Source organism: Bordetella ansorpii, assembly GCF_900078705.1.
GTDB lineage: Bacteria > Pseudomonadota > Gammaproteobacteria > Burkholderiales > Burkholderiaceae_B > Bordetella > Bordetella ansorpii_A.
Map to the genome: position 1 here is coordinate 555,407 of NZ_FKIF01000010.1, position 13,813 is coordinate 569,219.

The window sequence follows — 13,813 nt, forward strand, 5'->3', positions numbered from 1 at the left end:
GCTACATCATTTGCTTCGGCAGCCAGGTGGCGATGCCGGGCAAGAAGTACAACAGCAGCACGGCCAGGATCATCAGGAAGAACATGGGCATGGACACCCGCGCGATGTAGGGCAGTTCGCGGCCCGTCATGCCGGACAGCACGAACAGGTTGAACCCCACGGGCGGCGTGATCTGCGCCATCTCGACCACCAGCACGATGAAGATGCCGAACCAGATGAGGTCGATGCCGGCCGCCTGTACCGTGGGCAGCAGCACGCCCATGGTCAGCACCACGATCGAGATGCCATCGAGGAAGCAGCCCAGCACCATGAAGAACACCATCAGCGCGATGACCAGTCCGAACTGGCTCAGGCCCAGGCTGCCGATCCACTCGGCCAGGGCGCGCGGCAGGCCGATGTAGCCCATGGCCAGCGTCAGGAACTGCGCGCCGGCCAGGATGAGCGCGATCATGCAGTACAGCCGCGTGGCGCCCAGCAGCGATTGCATGAAACTGGCGCGGGTCAGCGAGCGTTGCAGGCCCGACAGCACCAGGGCGCCGACCACGCCGACGGCGGCGGCTTCGGTGGCGGTGGCGAAGCCGGTATAGATCGAGCCGAGCACGGCGGTGATCAGCAGCACGACCGGGATCAGATGGCGGGACTGATGCAGCTTCTGCGCGAACGTCATGCCGGCGTCGGCCTCGGGCACGGCCTTGGGGTTGCGCAGGGCCCATACCGCGATGTAGCCCATGAAGAACAGGCCCAGCAGCGCGCCCGGCAGAATGCCGGCGATGAAGAGCCGGGAGATGGAGACGTCGGCGGCGACCCCGTAGACGATCATGATGATCGACGGCGGGATCAGCAGGCCCAGCGTGCCCGCGCCCGACAGCGTGCCCAGGATCTTGTCCTGCGGGTAGCCGCGCCGCGTCAGTTCGGGGATGGTCATCTTGCCGACCGTCGCGCAGGTCGCGGCGGACGACCCGGACACGGCGGCGAAGATGGCGCAGCCGATGACGTTGGTGTGCAGCAGCCGGCCGGGCAGGCGGTTGAGCCAGGGGGCCAGGCCCTTGAACAGGTCTTCGGACAGCCGCGTGCGGAACAGGATTTCGCCCATCCAGAGGAACAGCGGCAGGGCCGTCAGCGTCCAGCTGGAGGAGGCGCCCCAGATCGTCACGGCCATGGCGTCGCCGGCCGGGCGGCTGGAGAAGATCTCCATGCCGATCCATGCGGTGCCCGCCAGCGTGAGGCCGACCCAGACTCCGCAGCCCAGCAGCGCGAAGATCGAGACGACCAGCAGGGTGATGACTAGGATTTCATTCATGGGTTTGCTGCGCGGTAGGTGCGGCCTGGCCCTTCATGCGGCGGACCAGTTCATCGGCGATGGCGACCAGGAACAGGAAGGCGCCGACGGCCATGGTGATCTGGGGAATCCATAGCGGCGTGGCGTCGTTGCCGGTGGAAATGTCGTGGTACAGCCAGGAATCGTGGGCGAGCTTGACGCTGTAGTACGCGAAGGCGGCGGCCAGCAGGGTCGCCACGGCCAGCGCGAAGATGTCCAGGCGGCGGCTGCCGGCCGGCGCCAGCGAATTCAGCAGCAGCGTGACGCGGATGTGCTCGCCGTGCTTGAACGTGCTGGCCAGGGCCAGGAAGCCGGCGGCGGCCATGAAGTATCCGGCGTAGGCATCCGTGCCGGGCAAGTTGATCGCGAGCTGGCGGGAAGCGATGCCCGCCAGCACCGAGATCAATACGCCCACGGTGCACAGGCCGGCCAGCAGGCCGGCCGCGCCGTACAGGTTGTCGAGAAAACGGCGCATCGTGGATTACGGCTTGCGGTAGGCGTCGATCATCGCCTGGCCGTCGGGGCCGGCCTTCTTCAGCCAGTCGTCGAGCATGCGCTTGCCGATGGCGCCCAGGCCTTCACGCAGTTCGGGCGTGGGCTTGACGATTTCCATGCCGTTCTTCGAAAGCTGCTCGAGGTACCAGGTGTTCTTCTCTTCGGAAGACTTCCAGCCGCGTTCCTCGGCCTGCGCGGCGGCTTTTTTCAGGGCGTCCTGCGTGGCCGGGTCCAGCGCATCGTAGGCGCGCTTGTTCACGATGATGGCGTTCTTGGGCAGCCAGGCCTGGGTGTCGTAGAACTTCTTGATGTACTCGAAGGTCTTCGTGTCGTAGCCCGTGGAGCCCGACGACATGTACGAATCGATGACGCCGGTGGCCATGGCCTGCGACAGTTCCGCCTGCTGCACGGTGACGGGCTGCGCGCTGACCAGTTCGGCGATCTTGGCGGTGACGGGGCTGTAGGCGCGCCACTTCAGGCCGGCCATGTCCTTGATCTGGCGCAGGTCCTTGTTGGCGAAGATGCCCTGGGGCGGCCAGGCCACGGCGTACAGCAGCATCATGCCCTGCGATTCCAGCTTCTTTTCGAGGTAGGGCTTCTGGGCCTGGTACAGCTTGTACGCGGCCTTGTAGCCCGAGGCCAGGAAAGGCAGGCCGTCCAGTTCGTACACCGGATCTTCGTTGGCGAAGTTGCTCAGCAGGATCTCGCCGGCCTGGGCCTGGTTGCCCTGCACGGCACGCTTGATTTCAGGCGCCTTGTACAGCGAGGCGTTGCTGTGCAGCGTGATCTTGAGCTTGCCGCCCGACAGCGCGTCGACATCCTTCACGAACGTGGCCAGGTTTTCCACGTGGAAGTTGTTGGCGGGATAGGCGCTGGGCAGGTCCCATTTGGTCTGCGCGCTGGCAGCCGTGCCGAACACCAGCGCGGCGGCGCCGGCCAGTAGGGAGACTCGCTTGTACATGGGGAATTCCTTGATGAGCAGTGAAGGATTCAGGATCGCGGCCACGAGCAGCCTGGGCCGCGAAAGCCCAGCAATTCTACGGTGCGCATGCCGCGCGGAACCGCATGGACACTGGGTTTACGGGTAATCACTAGGGCTGTGGCGCGACAGCCGCGGCAGGGTGCAGTTCGTCCGCATGCAGGTCCCAGAGCAGCTGGAACACGCAGGCCCGCGATGCCGCGACGTCCAGCCGTTGCGCGAGCATGCGCAGCGCTTCGCCGGCGGCCGCCTGCGACGTCGCGTCCACCAGCAGCACCGGTTCCAGCACGCGCGTGGCGCGGTCTTCCGAAGGCAGCGGGGTGGACAGCGCGGGATCCGGCGTCAGCACGCGCAAGGCCAGCACGCCGTCGATGCGCAGGGCGCCATCGGCCAGCGCCGCGGCCTTGCCCGCGGCATCGATACTGCCCAGCGGCAGCAGGCCGAGCGCGCTGCCCATGCCCGCGCCGGCCAGCGGCGATACCGCCATGACGCGGCGTAGCGTGTCGCGCATGCGGCCGAAGTTCGTCAACGACCATTCGGTCTGCTGGCCGAAGGCCCGCTGGTAGGCCGCGCTTTCGAATACGCCGAGCGACGCCGTGCGGTACAGCGCGAGATAGGGGCGCGGTCCGGAGGCCGCGCGGTAGCGGCGCGACCATGCGAAGCCCGGGATGGCCGCGCGTTCCGCCATGTGTTCGCGGTCGTACCAGCGGTTGAAATCGGTGTCGTGCGCCGGGTCGACGTCTGTCCAGATGAACAGTTCGCCCATGGCGCCGCGATCGGTTCGGATCGGTGCGGTCACGCAGGTTCCTTGAAAGAAGGGCTGATGACGGTGATTCTGGCCGCCGGCGGCGCGGCGCTCAAACGGTTTATTGTGGTCCGGCGGATTAAGAAAAACTTATCTTGCCGGCGCCCCTCGCAATCCGCGGTTCGAAAGCGGCTTCGCCCACGCAGTGCCAGGGGAAAACCCCGAAGCCCCTGGGGCAGGCCTACAGGGCCAGCACGCCGCTGTCCAGGGGCGGCCCGGCATCGGCGCACTGCGCCGCGTAGCCGCGCGCTTCGTCCAATGCCAGCCGCACCACGGCCTCGGCCAGGCCCGACACCGGATCGGGCCGCCAACTGGCCACCAGGCGCATGTCGGGCAGCGTGTCGGGCGATTGCACGCATACGTATTTCCCGCTGTCGATGCCTGCCTGCACGGCGGCCACCGGCAGCGCGGCGATGCCCAATCCGGCCTCGATGAACTGCGTGGAGGCGGCGATGGAAGAGACGAAATGAATGCGGCCCGGACGCACGCCCGCGTGCGCCAGCACGTCCAGCAGTTGCAGGTGGGGCTGCGAGTGGCGGGGGAAAGTGATGAGCTGGTGGCGCGCCAGTTCGGCCGCTGGCGCCTGTTTCGACACGCCCAGGCGGGGACTGCAGATCCAGCCCATGCGCAGGGTGCCGAGGTCGCGGTTGCGCACGTCCTCGGCCACCACGGGGTCGGTCTGCAGCGCGGCATCCACGTTGCCCTGCTTGAGAAGATCCTGCAGCCGCCGTGTCGAGGCCGCGGTCATCTCGACGTCCAGTTCGGGATGCGCCTCGTACAGCCTGCTGATGAATGGCGTGAACCACGTATGCACGATGGATTCGACCACGCCCAGCCGGACCACGCCGCGCAGCACGGGCGGCCCCTTCAGCGCCTGCCGCATCGACTGGTCGGTTTCGAGCATGTGCTGGGCATAGTCCAGCAGCGTGCGGCCCGCCGCGGTCAGCCGCGTATCGCGGCTGCCCCGCTCGAACAATTGCTCGCCCAGATCGCTTTCCAGCGCGGCGATGCGGCCCGAGATGGCGGCCTGCGTCAGGTTGAGCTTGCCGGCTGCCGCCTTGAAGCTGCGCAGGCGCGCCGCCCAGAGGAACGTTTCGAGGAAACGTATGTTCATGGTTTACCCCTTGTCTGCGCGGCCTAGGGAAAGCCCTAGCGCGCCGCCCGTCATTTCAGGCTGAGTTTTTGTTGATGAAATATAGATAAATTATTAGTATTTCGTCCACAAAAACTCGCCATTGCCGTCATGTCCAATGTTCCCTTGATCGCGTCGTCCGCCCATCTGGTCAGTCCACGCGCGCCGGACCTGTCCGAGGTCGAGTTCGGCCTGATGATCGCCAGCCATGCGTTCGACCGCTGGATGGTGCGCTGCATGGCGGCCGCGGGCCTGCCGGACCTGACGGCCACCGACATCATGGTGCTGCACCACGTCCATCACCGCCAGCGGGCCAAGAAGCTGGCCGACATCTGCTTCACGCTCAATGTCGAGGACACGCACATCGTCAGCTATGCCCTCAAGAAGCTCGAACGGCAGGGCGTGGTGCGCGGCGAGCGCAATGGCAAGGAAGTGTTCTACAGCGTCACCCCCGAAGGCGTCCGCCACATCGAGCGCTATGTCGAGGTGCGCGAGCAGTGCCTGATCGACGGCCTGGAGACGGGCCCGGCGGGCGGGCTGGAATTCTCGCGCCATCTGGCGCATACGCTGCGAGCGCTGTCGGGCCTGTACGACCAGGCGGCGCGCGCGGCGACCTCGCTTTAGGCTTTTCTCAACTGCCGTGCGTACCGCGCCGCCGCGCCATGGCGCGGCGGGGGCGCATCGTGATTTCTGTCCGGCCACCTGGCCGTTTTCAAGGATTTGAACCGATATGAAGTGGCAATTCTGGGTCGACCGTGGCGGCACGTTCACGGACATCGTGGCGCGCCGTCCCGATGGCGGCACGACCACCGCCAAGATGCTGTCCGAGAACCCCGAGCAATACCGCGACGCGGCGGTGGCCGGCATCCGCAAGCTGCTGGGCCTGGCGCCGGGCGAGCCCGTGCCGGCCGATCAGGTCGAATGCGTGAAGATGGGCACCACGGTGGCCACCAACGCGCTGCTGGAGCGCAAGGGCGAACGTACGCTGCTGGTGGCCACGCGCGGTTTCCGCGACGCCTTGCGCATTGCGTACCAGAACCGCCCGCGCCTGTTCGACCGCAACGTCGTGCTGCCCGAGATGCTGTACGAATCCGTGGTCGAGGCCGATGAGCGCCTGGACGCGGCCGGCGGCGTGGTGCGTCCGCTGGACGAGGCCGCGCTGCGCGAAGGCCTGCAAGCCGCCCATGACAGCGGCCTGCGCGCCGTGGCCATCGTGCTGATGCACGCGTGGCTGCAACCGGCGCACGAGCAACGCGCGGCCGAACTGGCGCGCGCCATCGGCTTCACCCAGGTGTCGGTGTCGCATGAGGTCAGCCCGCTGATCAAGTACGTGTCGCGTGGCGACACCACGGTGGTCGACGCCTATCTGTCGCCCATCCTGAAGCGCTACGTGGACCAGGTGGCGGGCGAGCTGCCCGGCATCCGCCTGATGTTCATGCAGTCCAGCGGCGGCCTGACCGACGCGCATCGATTCCGCGGCAAGGACGCCATCCTGTCGGGGCCGGCGGGCGGCATCGTCGGCATGGTGCGCACCAGCGAACTGGCGGGCTTTCACCGTGTCATCGGCTTCGACATGGGCGGCACGTCCACCGACGTGTCGCACTATGCCGGCGAATTCGAGCGCGAGTTCGAGACCCGAGTCGCCGGCGTGCGCATGCGCGCGCCCATGATGAGCATCCATACCGTGGCGGCGGGCGGCGGGTCGATCCTGCACTTCGATGGCGCGCGCCTGCGCGTGGGGCCGGATTCGGCCGGCGCCAACCCGGGGCCGGCATGCTACCGGCGCGGCGGCCCGCTGGCCGTGACGGACTGCAACGTGTTGCTGGGCAAGATCCAGCCCGACTTCTTCCCCCGCGTGTTCGGCCCGCGCGCCGACCAGCCGCTGGACCGCGAGGCCGCCGCCGAGCGTTTTGCCGCCATGGCGGCGGACGTGCGCCAGGCCACGGGCCGCGAGATGACGCCGGAGCAACTGGCCGAGGGTTTCCTCGAGATCGCCGTGGGCAACATGGCCGAGGCCATCAAGCGCATCTCGGTGCAGCGCGGCCATGACGTGACCGGCTATGCGCTGACGGTGTTCGGCGGCGCGGGCGGGCAGCATGCCTGCCTGGTGGCCGACGCATTGGGCATGAGCACCGTGTATGCGCATCCGCTGGGCGGCGTGCTGTCGGCCTATGGCATGGGCCTGGCCGACCAGACCGAAATGCGCCAGAAGACGGTGGAGAAGGTGCTGTCGCCCGCCGTGATGGACGAGCTGTCCGCGCTGCTGGACAGCCTGGCCGGCGAGGTGGAGGGCGAACTGCGCCGCCAGCACGTGCCGGCCGAGGCCATCACCGTGCAGCGCCGCCTGCACCTGAAGTACCGGGGCACCGACACGGCGCTGGAAGTGGCCTACGGCACGATCGACGAGGCGCGCGCGGCCTTCGAGGCGGCCTATCGCCAGCGTTATTCGTTCCTGATGCCGGGCCGCGACCTGGTGGTGGACACGGTGTCGGTCGAGGCCAGCGGCGGCGGCGACACCGCCGCCGAGGCGCCCGTGGTCCGCGCGCGCGCCGAACCGCTGGCGGCCCGCCGCTCGGTCGGCATGTACAGCGGCGGGGCCTGGCGCGACACGCCCCTGTACGTGCGCGAAGACCTGGTTCCGGGCGACGTGATGGCCGGTCCGGCCATCATCTCCGAGCCCAACCAGACCACCGTGGTGGAAGCTGGCTGGCAGGCCGAGGTGACGCCGCTGGATCACCTGGTGCTGCGCCGCGTCGAGGCCCGGCCCCAGCGCCGCGCCATCGGCACCGATGCCGATCCGGTCATGCTGGAGGTGTTCAACAACCTGTTCATGTCGATCGCCGAGCAGATGGGCTACCGCCTGCAGAACACGGCGTACTCGGTCACCATCAAGGAACGCCTGGACTTCTCGTGCGCCATCTTCGACGACCAGGGCAACCTGATCGCGAATGCGCCGCACATGCCGGTGCACCTGGGTTCGATGGGCGAATCCATCAAGACCGTGATGAACGCCAACGCGGGCCGCATGCAGCCGGGCGACGCGTATGTGGTCAACGATCCGTACAACGGCGGCACGCACCTGCCCGACATCACGGTGATCACGCCGGTGTTCGACCGCGCCGGCCGCGAGATCCTCTTCTACGTGGGGTCGCGCGGGCACCATTCGGACATCGGCGGCACCACGCCGGGCTCGATGCCGCCCGATTCGCGCACGGTGGACGAGGAAGGGGTGCTGTTCACCAACTTCCAGATCGTGCGCGGCGGCGAGTTCCGCGAGGCGGCGGTCCGCGACATCCTGGGCTCGGGCAAGTGGCCCGCTCGCAATCCGGACCAGAACATCGCCGACATGCATGCGCAGATCGCCGCCAACGAGAAGGGCGTGCAGGAGCTGCTGCGCATGTGCGACCATTTCGGGCTGGACGTGGTGCGTGCCTACATGGGCCACGTGCAGGCCAATGCCGAAGAGGCCGTGCGGCGCGTGATCTCGGTGCTGAAGGACGGCCGCTACGAGTATCCGCTGGACAACGGCGCCGTGGTGCGCGTGGCGGTGACGGTGGACCGCGAGGCGCGCAGCGCGGTGGTGGACTTCACGGGCACGTCGCCCCAGCTGGACAACAACTTCAACGCGCCGGGGGCCATCTCGGTGGCGGCGGTGCTGTACGTGTTCCGCACGCTGGTGGACGACGAGATCCCCATGAACGCGGGCTGCCTGAAGCCCATCGAGATCATCGTGCCGGAGGGCTCGATGCTGCGGCCCCGGCCGCCGGCCTCGGTGGTGGCGGGCAACGTCGAGACCTCGATGTGCGTGGTCAACGCGCTGTACGGCGCGCTGGGCGTGCTGGCCGCCAGCCAGGGCACGATGAACAACTTCACCTTCGGCAACGAGCGGCACCAGTACTACGAGACCATCTCGGGCGGCACGGGCGCGGGGCCGCTGCGTATCGACGCCACGGGGCCGGACGATGAGGGGTTCCCGGGAACGTCGGTCGTGCAGGCGCACATGACGAACTCGCGCCTGACCGACCCCGAGGTGCTGGAGCTGCGCTTCCCGGTGCGCCTGGAGTCTTACGAGATCCGCCATGGCTCGGGTGGCGCGGGACGCTGGCCGGGCGGCGACGGCGGCGTGCGGCGCGTGCGTTTCCTGGAGGGGATGACGGCGGCGATCCTGTCGAACAACCGCAAGTACGCGCCGTTCGGCCTGGCCGGCGGCGGCGCGGCGCGGATGGGGCGCAACTACATCGAGCGGGCCGATGGCTCCGTGCAGGAACTGGGCCCGCAGGACAGCGCCCAGTTGCAGGCGGGGGATGTGTTCGTGGTCGAGACGCCGGGGGGCGGGGGCTACGGGCCGGCTTGAGGCCGGATCGTCCTAGACGATCCTGATCTCGGCCAGTGGCTTCGGCGCACGGTCGTACACCCGTAGCGTGACACCGCCATCGCGCAGTTCGAACAAGGCCGTCGCCATCGTGTTCTCTGCGTCGGGATCGTGCTTGTCCATCCGCAGGATGGGCAGGTCCCCGGCGTTGTCCAGCAGCGCGCCCACCACGTTGTCCGGGCCGCTGTCGGCATCCCATTGATCCATCAGGTTTTCGACGCGCTGCTGCCGGGCGCGCGACGAGTCGGTGATCACCTGCGGGATGGTGGATGTGCCCGGATGCAGCAGATGGTTGGCATGTCCCGCGCCGCGTTCGATCGGCGCCATCGAGCATGCGCCCGGCACGCATTCCACGCTCACCAGCCTGCCGTCGGCGGCCGAGCCCAGCAGGTGATGGAAGCCGCCCGCGCGCGGGTGCGCATTCAGCAATGCCAGGGCCTCGTCCAGCGTGGCGCAGTCCAGCACCGCGCGCGCCAGGAAGATGCGCGGCACGCCCGGGCGCCGCGTCTTCATCCGCACGTTATTGATGGTCTGGGCCAGCCCGGCACGGTTGGCGCCGAAGGCGTGGCCCGGCAGCGAGCCGGGGTAGGCGAAGGCCACGTAGCCCGGCGCGTCGTCGGGCCGCACGTCTACCAGCGCGCAGCGGCGGTACAGATAGGGATCGCCGTCTTCGTTGTGGCCCATCCAGCACGCGCCGTCGCGGCCTCGCCAGGCGATGGACGTGCAGCCATCCGCGGCGGGATGCAGCAGGTCGCCGCGGCTTTGCCATAGCAGCAGGTCGGGAAAGGGCACGCGCAGGCCCTCGGCCATGCCCTCGAATTCTTCCCAGACGGCGGGCAGCGCGCGCTGCGCATGGCCCGCCAGTTCGTCCAGATACGCGTGGCCTCTCCAGGGCCGCAACGCCGCCCATAGCGGGCTTTGGTCGAGGAGCGAGCCGAACCTCGCACGGCCCAGCCTGCCCAGTTCCACGCCGACGCGCCGACGCGCGCCGGAAATGCTTGCCGGTTTGAACCACATGGCGGCCTCCAGGGTTCCGACGATTGTAGGAGGGGGGGGCGGATCGCAGCCGAGGGGAGGGGGGGCGACTCGCCCGCCTTTTTTTATCGTGACCGCACCGCACCGCGGCAAATGCCGTTGCCGCCCTATTGGCAATATACGCTGTCAGCCTGTAGCCAGCCACGAGACAAAAAATAACCGAGGTGGCGTAGCCGGGGACACATTGCTAAGATGGCCCAAGCCGGCGTCCGCACCCTGGACGCCGTGCTCCGGGCCACTACCAAAAAACAGGGCCAGCCGTTGCGTGCATGTATCTGAACCAGATCCTGACCCAGAGGGAGCAACTCCATGATCAAAACAAAATTCGCCGCCGTCCTGGCGGGCATGACCGTCGCGCTGTATGCCGTGGCGCCCGTCGCCTCGGCCCAAGACCGTGAACTGATCGTCGCCACCGACACCGCCTTCGTGCCGTTCGAGTTCAAGCAGGGCAACGTCTACACCGGCTTCGACATCGAGCTGTGGGCCGCCATCGCCAAAGAGCTGAACCTGAAGTACAAGCTGCAGCCCATGGATTTCAACGGCATCATTCCCGGCCTGCAGACCAAGAACATCGACGCGGCCCTGGCCGGCATCACCATCCGCGACGACCGCAAGAAGGTCGTGGACTTCTCCGATCCCTATTACGAAAGCGGCCTGGCCATCCTGGTCAACGCCAAGGACGACACGGTCAAGCAGGCCAAGGACCTGTCGGGCAAGACGGTGGCCGTGAAGACCGGCACCGCCACGGTCGACTTCATGAAAAGCCAGGTGCCCGACGCCAAGCTCAAGCTGTTCCCCAACATCGACAACGCCTACCTCGAGCTGGCCACCGGCCGCGTCGACGCCGCCGTGCACGACACGCCCAACGTCCAGTACTACGCCAATACCGCCGGCAAGGGCCGCGTGAAGGTGGCGGGCCTGGTCAAGAGCGGCGACTTCTACGGCATCGCCTTCCCCAAGGGCAGCGACCTGGTGCCCAAGGTGAACAAGGCCCTGGCCACGCTGAAGTCCAACGGCCAGTACGACGCGCTGTACACCAAGTGGTTCGGCAAGCAGCCCTGACACCCCATAAGGGTTGAGCCCGCCCATGCGCGGGGCGCGTGACGCGTCCCGGCGTATCAGCGGAAGGGTATCGATGGGGGCGCCGCCCGCGGAGGCGCCCTGGTTTTCTTTGCCGCGGCGTTGCGCGACAACTGCTGCCCGGACGAGGGCAGGGCCGCGCGCCTGACGCACGCGGCATCTATGGGGAGCAACCGTGGACTTCGACTGGTCTGTCATCTGGGACGCGCTGCCCAATCTGGTCGACGGCACGCTGATGACCGTCAAGATCACCCTGGCCGGCCTGGTGGGCGGCTTTCTGCTGGGTGTGCTGGCGGGCGTGGCCAAGACCTATGGGCGCGCCGCCGTGCCCGATTCCATGTCGAGCCTTGGCCTGCGCGTCACCGCGCTGCCGTGGGTTTTCATCGTGGCCGTGCTGGCGTATTTCATCGTCATCGCGCGCTACGCGCTGCCGGTCCAGTTGGGCTACTGGATCGTGATGCTGGCGGTGATGGCGCTGATGCTGGCGCCCGCCTTGCGCCGTGGCGGCCTGGCCGCGCTGGGCGCGCAACTGGGCATGCTGGCGGCCGACGTGGCGTCGATCTACGTGGCCGTGGTGCGCGGCACGCCGATCGTGGTGCAGGTGATGTTCATCTATTTCGCGCTGCCCATCGTGGCCGACATCCGCGTCGAGGCCGTGCCGGCTGCCATCGCCACGCTCATCATCAACTCGGGTGCCTATATCGCCGAGATCGTGCGCGGGGCGCTGCAGTCCGTGCACAAGGGCCTGCGCGAAGCGGGCCAGGCGATGGGCCTGCCGTTCCACAAGATCCTGCTGCACATCATCGGTCCGGTGGCGTTCCGCCGCATGATTCCGCCGCTGGGCAACCAGTGCATCATCAGCCTGAAGGATTCGTCGCTGTTCATCGTGATCGGCGTGGCCGAACTGACCCGCCAGGGCCAGGAGATCATGGCCAGCAACTTCCGCGCGCTGGAAATCTGGTCGGCGGTGGCCATCGTGTATCTGGCGCTGACCGGGCTGATCGCGCTCAGCCTGCGCCTGCTGGAGAAGAGGATGCGCATCCTATGAGTAACCGTCTTGCGAGTCAAGCGCCATGAAGCGCGAGAAGGACCGCGCACAGCGGCTGGCCGGCGCGGGGTTCGCCACGCCGGCCTTCATCACCGATCAGCGGCAGGAGGGTATCGAATGAGCATGGTCGAATTCCGCAACGTCATCAAGCGCTTCGGCGAAACCACCGTCCTGAACGGCATCACGCTGGACATCAACGCGGGCGAGGTGGTGGTTGTCGTCGGGCCGTCGGGCTCCGGCAAGTCCACGTTCCTGCGCTGCATCAACGTGCTGGAGACCATCCAGGAAGGCGATCTCCTGGTCGACGGCCTGAGCGTGCACGGCTCGTCGCAACAGGTGCGCGACATCCGCCGCGAGGCCGGCATGGTGTTCCAGCAGTTCAACCTGTTCCCGCAGATGACGGCGCTGGACAACGTGATGTTCGGCCCGATCCACACACGCGGCGCCGGCCGGGACGAGGCCCGCAAGCTGGCCGAGGAACTGCTGGGCAAGGTGGGCCTGGCCGAGCGCATGGAACACTATCCGTCCGAACTGTCGGGCGGCCAGCAGCAGCGCGTGGCCATCGCCCGCGCCCTGGCCATCCGCCCCAAGCTGATGCTGTTCGACGAGCCCACCTCGGCGCTGGACCCCGAACTGCGCCACGAAGTGCTGAAGGTGATGCGCGACCTGGCGGAAGAGGGCATGACCATGGTGGTGGTCACGCACGAGATGGAATTCGCCCGCAAGGTGGGCAGCCGCCTGATCTTCATCGACGGCGGCAAGATCGCGCACGATGGCCCGCCCGCGGAACTGCTGGCCAATCCGCCCAGCCAGCGGCTGAAGGATTTCCTGCAGCACGTGGCGTAGATACGGGCATTCAGGCGAGGGACACTGCACTGTCGCGGCGAGTCCCTCGTTTCTGCGAACGCTGTGACTGCGATGTCTTACGATGGGTTCTGACGTATCCAGTCTGCCATCGTTGCCTGGAGGTCATTGGCATAGTCCCATGAGCGAAGTTCGCTCAACTCAACTTTTTGCGCCTTGGCGGCCTTGGCCAGCACGCCTTCAAAAGCCAGGTAGCGCTGAGTGACATGAGCCGCGCCAGGGAGCGACGCGTTGGCGGATTTCTTGCGTAGGAAGTCGCGAACGCAACTGATGGCCTTATCGCGATCGTTATGGTGAATCTTTGGGTCCAGCCCAGCCAGGTCGCTGATGCTGGCGTTGTGCTGATACGGCACCTCGTCCAGTATGCCTATGTGGTGATCGCGCTTGTATGGGTTCATGGCGTAAACCGCATAGGCGATGCCAGCCTCGAACGGCATATTGAAGCGGGGAAGGTGGTTGGCTCCCAATTGCACACGACTCATGTCATGCAATGAGTACTTGCAGGTCGCGATCTCGCTGGCAATGCGCTCGACGCGCAATGCCGAGGCGTTGTCGATCAAGGCATGTCGGGCTTGGAAGCCGAGATCCTGGATCGTAAAAATGATCGCGTCGAAAAGCGGTTTGAAATCGTCGTCGAACGGGCAATTGAGAAACACGCGGTACTCATAGTCCGCGGGCTTTTTCG

The 13,813-nt window shown here is 67.1% G+C and carries 12 protein-coding genes; 5 read left to right on the plus strand and 7 right to left on the minus strand.

What is annotated here, in order from left to right; all coding sequences use genetic code 11:
* Position 1: 1 nt before the first annotated feature.
* From A6745_RS26885 to A6745_RS26905, 5 genes are all read right to left on the minus strand, one after another.
* A complete protein-coding gene (locus A6745_RS26885) occupies positions 2 to 1,300 on the minus strand; it encodes a TRAP transporter large permease (RefSeq protein WP_066134437.1) in 1,299 nt (432 codons plus the stop codon).
* Positions 1,293 to 1,793, minus strand: a complete 501-nt coding sequence (locus A6745_RS26890; protein WP_066134439.1) for a TRAP transporter small permease — start codon at positions 1,791 to 1,793, stop codon at positions 1,293 to 1,295. Before A6745_RS26890 ends, A6745_RS26885 begins: the two co-directional genes overlap by 8 nt.
* A gap of 6 nt (positions 1,794 to 1,799) precedes the next feature.
* Positions 1,800 to 2,774 carry a TRAP transporter substrate-binding protein gene (locus tag A6745_RS26895; RefSeq protein WP_066134442.1) on the minus strand — a complete coding sequence of 325 codons (975 nt, stop codon included), beginning with the start codon at positions 2,772 to 2,774 and terminating at the stop codon, positions 1,800 to 1,802.
* 130 nt (positions 2,775 to 2,904) lie between these two features.
* Positions 2,905 to 3,558, minus strand: a complete 654-nt coding sequence (locus A6745_RS26900) for a hypothetical protein (RefSeq protein ID WP_331000063.1) — start codon at positions 3,556 to 3,558, stop codon at positions 2,905 to 2,907.
* 220 nt (positions 3,559 to 3,778) lie between these two features.
* Positions 3,779 to 4,711 carry a LysR family transcriptional regulator gene (locus A6745_RS26905; protein ID WP_066134449.1) on the minus strand — a complete coding sequence of 311 codons (933 nt, stop codon included), beginning with the start codon at positions 4,709 to 4,711 and terminating at the stop codon, positions 3,779 to 3,781.
* 129 nt (positions 4,712 to 4,840) lie between these two features.
* Here A6745_RS26905 and A6745_RS26910 point away from each other — a divergent pair, with 129 nt between their 5' ends.
* On the plus strand, positions 4,841 to 5,353 hold the full coding sequence (locus A6745_RS26910) for a winged helix DNA-binding protein (protein ID WP_066134451.1): 513 nt from the start codon (positions 4,841 to 4,843) through the stop codon (positions 5,351 to 5,353).
* A 106-nt stretch (positions 5,354 to 5,459) separates the two neighbouring features.
* Complete coding sequence (locus A6745_RS26915) at positions 5,460 to 9,083, plus strand: hydantoinase B/oxoprolinase family protein (RefSeq protein WP_066134454.1); 3,624 nt, start codon at positions 5,460 to 5,462, stop codon at positions 9,081 to 9,083.
* 12 nt (positions 9,084 to 9,095) lie between these two features.
* Here the strand turns inward: A6745_RS26915 and A6745_RS26920 are convergent, their stop codons facing one another.
* Positions 9,096 to 10,118 carry a C45 family autoproteolytic acyltransferase/hydolase gene (locus A6745_RS26920; protein ID WP_066134457.1) on the minus strand — a complete coding sequence of 341 codons (1,023 nt, stop codon included), beginning with the start codon at positions 10,116 to 10,118 and terminating at the stop codon, positions 9,096 to 9,098.
* A gap of 327 nt (positions 10,119 to 10,445) precedes the next feature.
* On the opposite strand from A6745_RS26920, the gene glnH reads away from it, so the two are divergent.
* From glnH to glnQ, 3 genes are all read left to right on the plus strand, one after another.
* Positions 10,446 to 11,198 (plus strand): glutamine ABC transporter substrate-binding protein GlnH, encoded by a 753-nt coding sequence (glnH, locus tag A6745_RS26925; RefSeq protein WP_066134460.1) that lies wholly within the window; start codon positions 10,446 to 10,448, stop codon positions 11,196 to 11,198.
* Between the two features lie 475 nt (positions 11,199 to 11,673).
* A complete protein-coding gene (locus A6745_RS26930; protein WP_082853349.1) occupies positions 11,674 to 12,264 on the plus strand; it encodes an ABC transporter permease subunit in 591 nt (196 codons plus the stop codon).
* A gap of 117 nt (positions 12,265 to 12,381) precedes the next feature.
* Positions 12,382 to 13,110: a glutamine ABC transporter ATP-binding protein GlnQ gene (glnQ, locus tag A6745_RS26935; RefSeq protein WP_156513565.1), complete on the plus strand. Its 729-nt coding sequence runs from the start codon at positions 12,382 to 12,384 to the stop codon at positions 13,108 to 13,110.
* A gap of 77 nt (positions 13,111 to 13,187) precedes the next feature.
* Here glnQ and A6745_RS26940 read toward each other — a convergent pair whose 3' ends face one another.
* The gene (locus A6745_RS26940) at positions 13,188 to 13,784 is read right to left on the minus strand and encodes a hypothetical protein (protein ID WP_156513566.1); all 597 of its coding nucleotides are present in this window, start codon (positions 13,782 to 13,784) and stop codon (positions 13,188 to 13,190) included.
* Between the last annotated feature and the right edge of the window lie 29 nt (positions 13,785 to 13,813).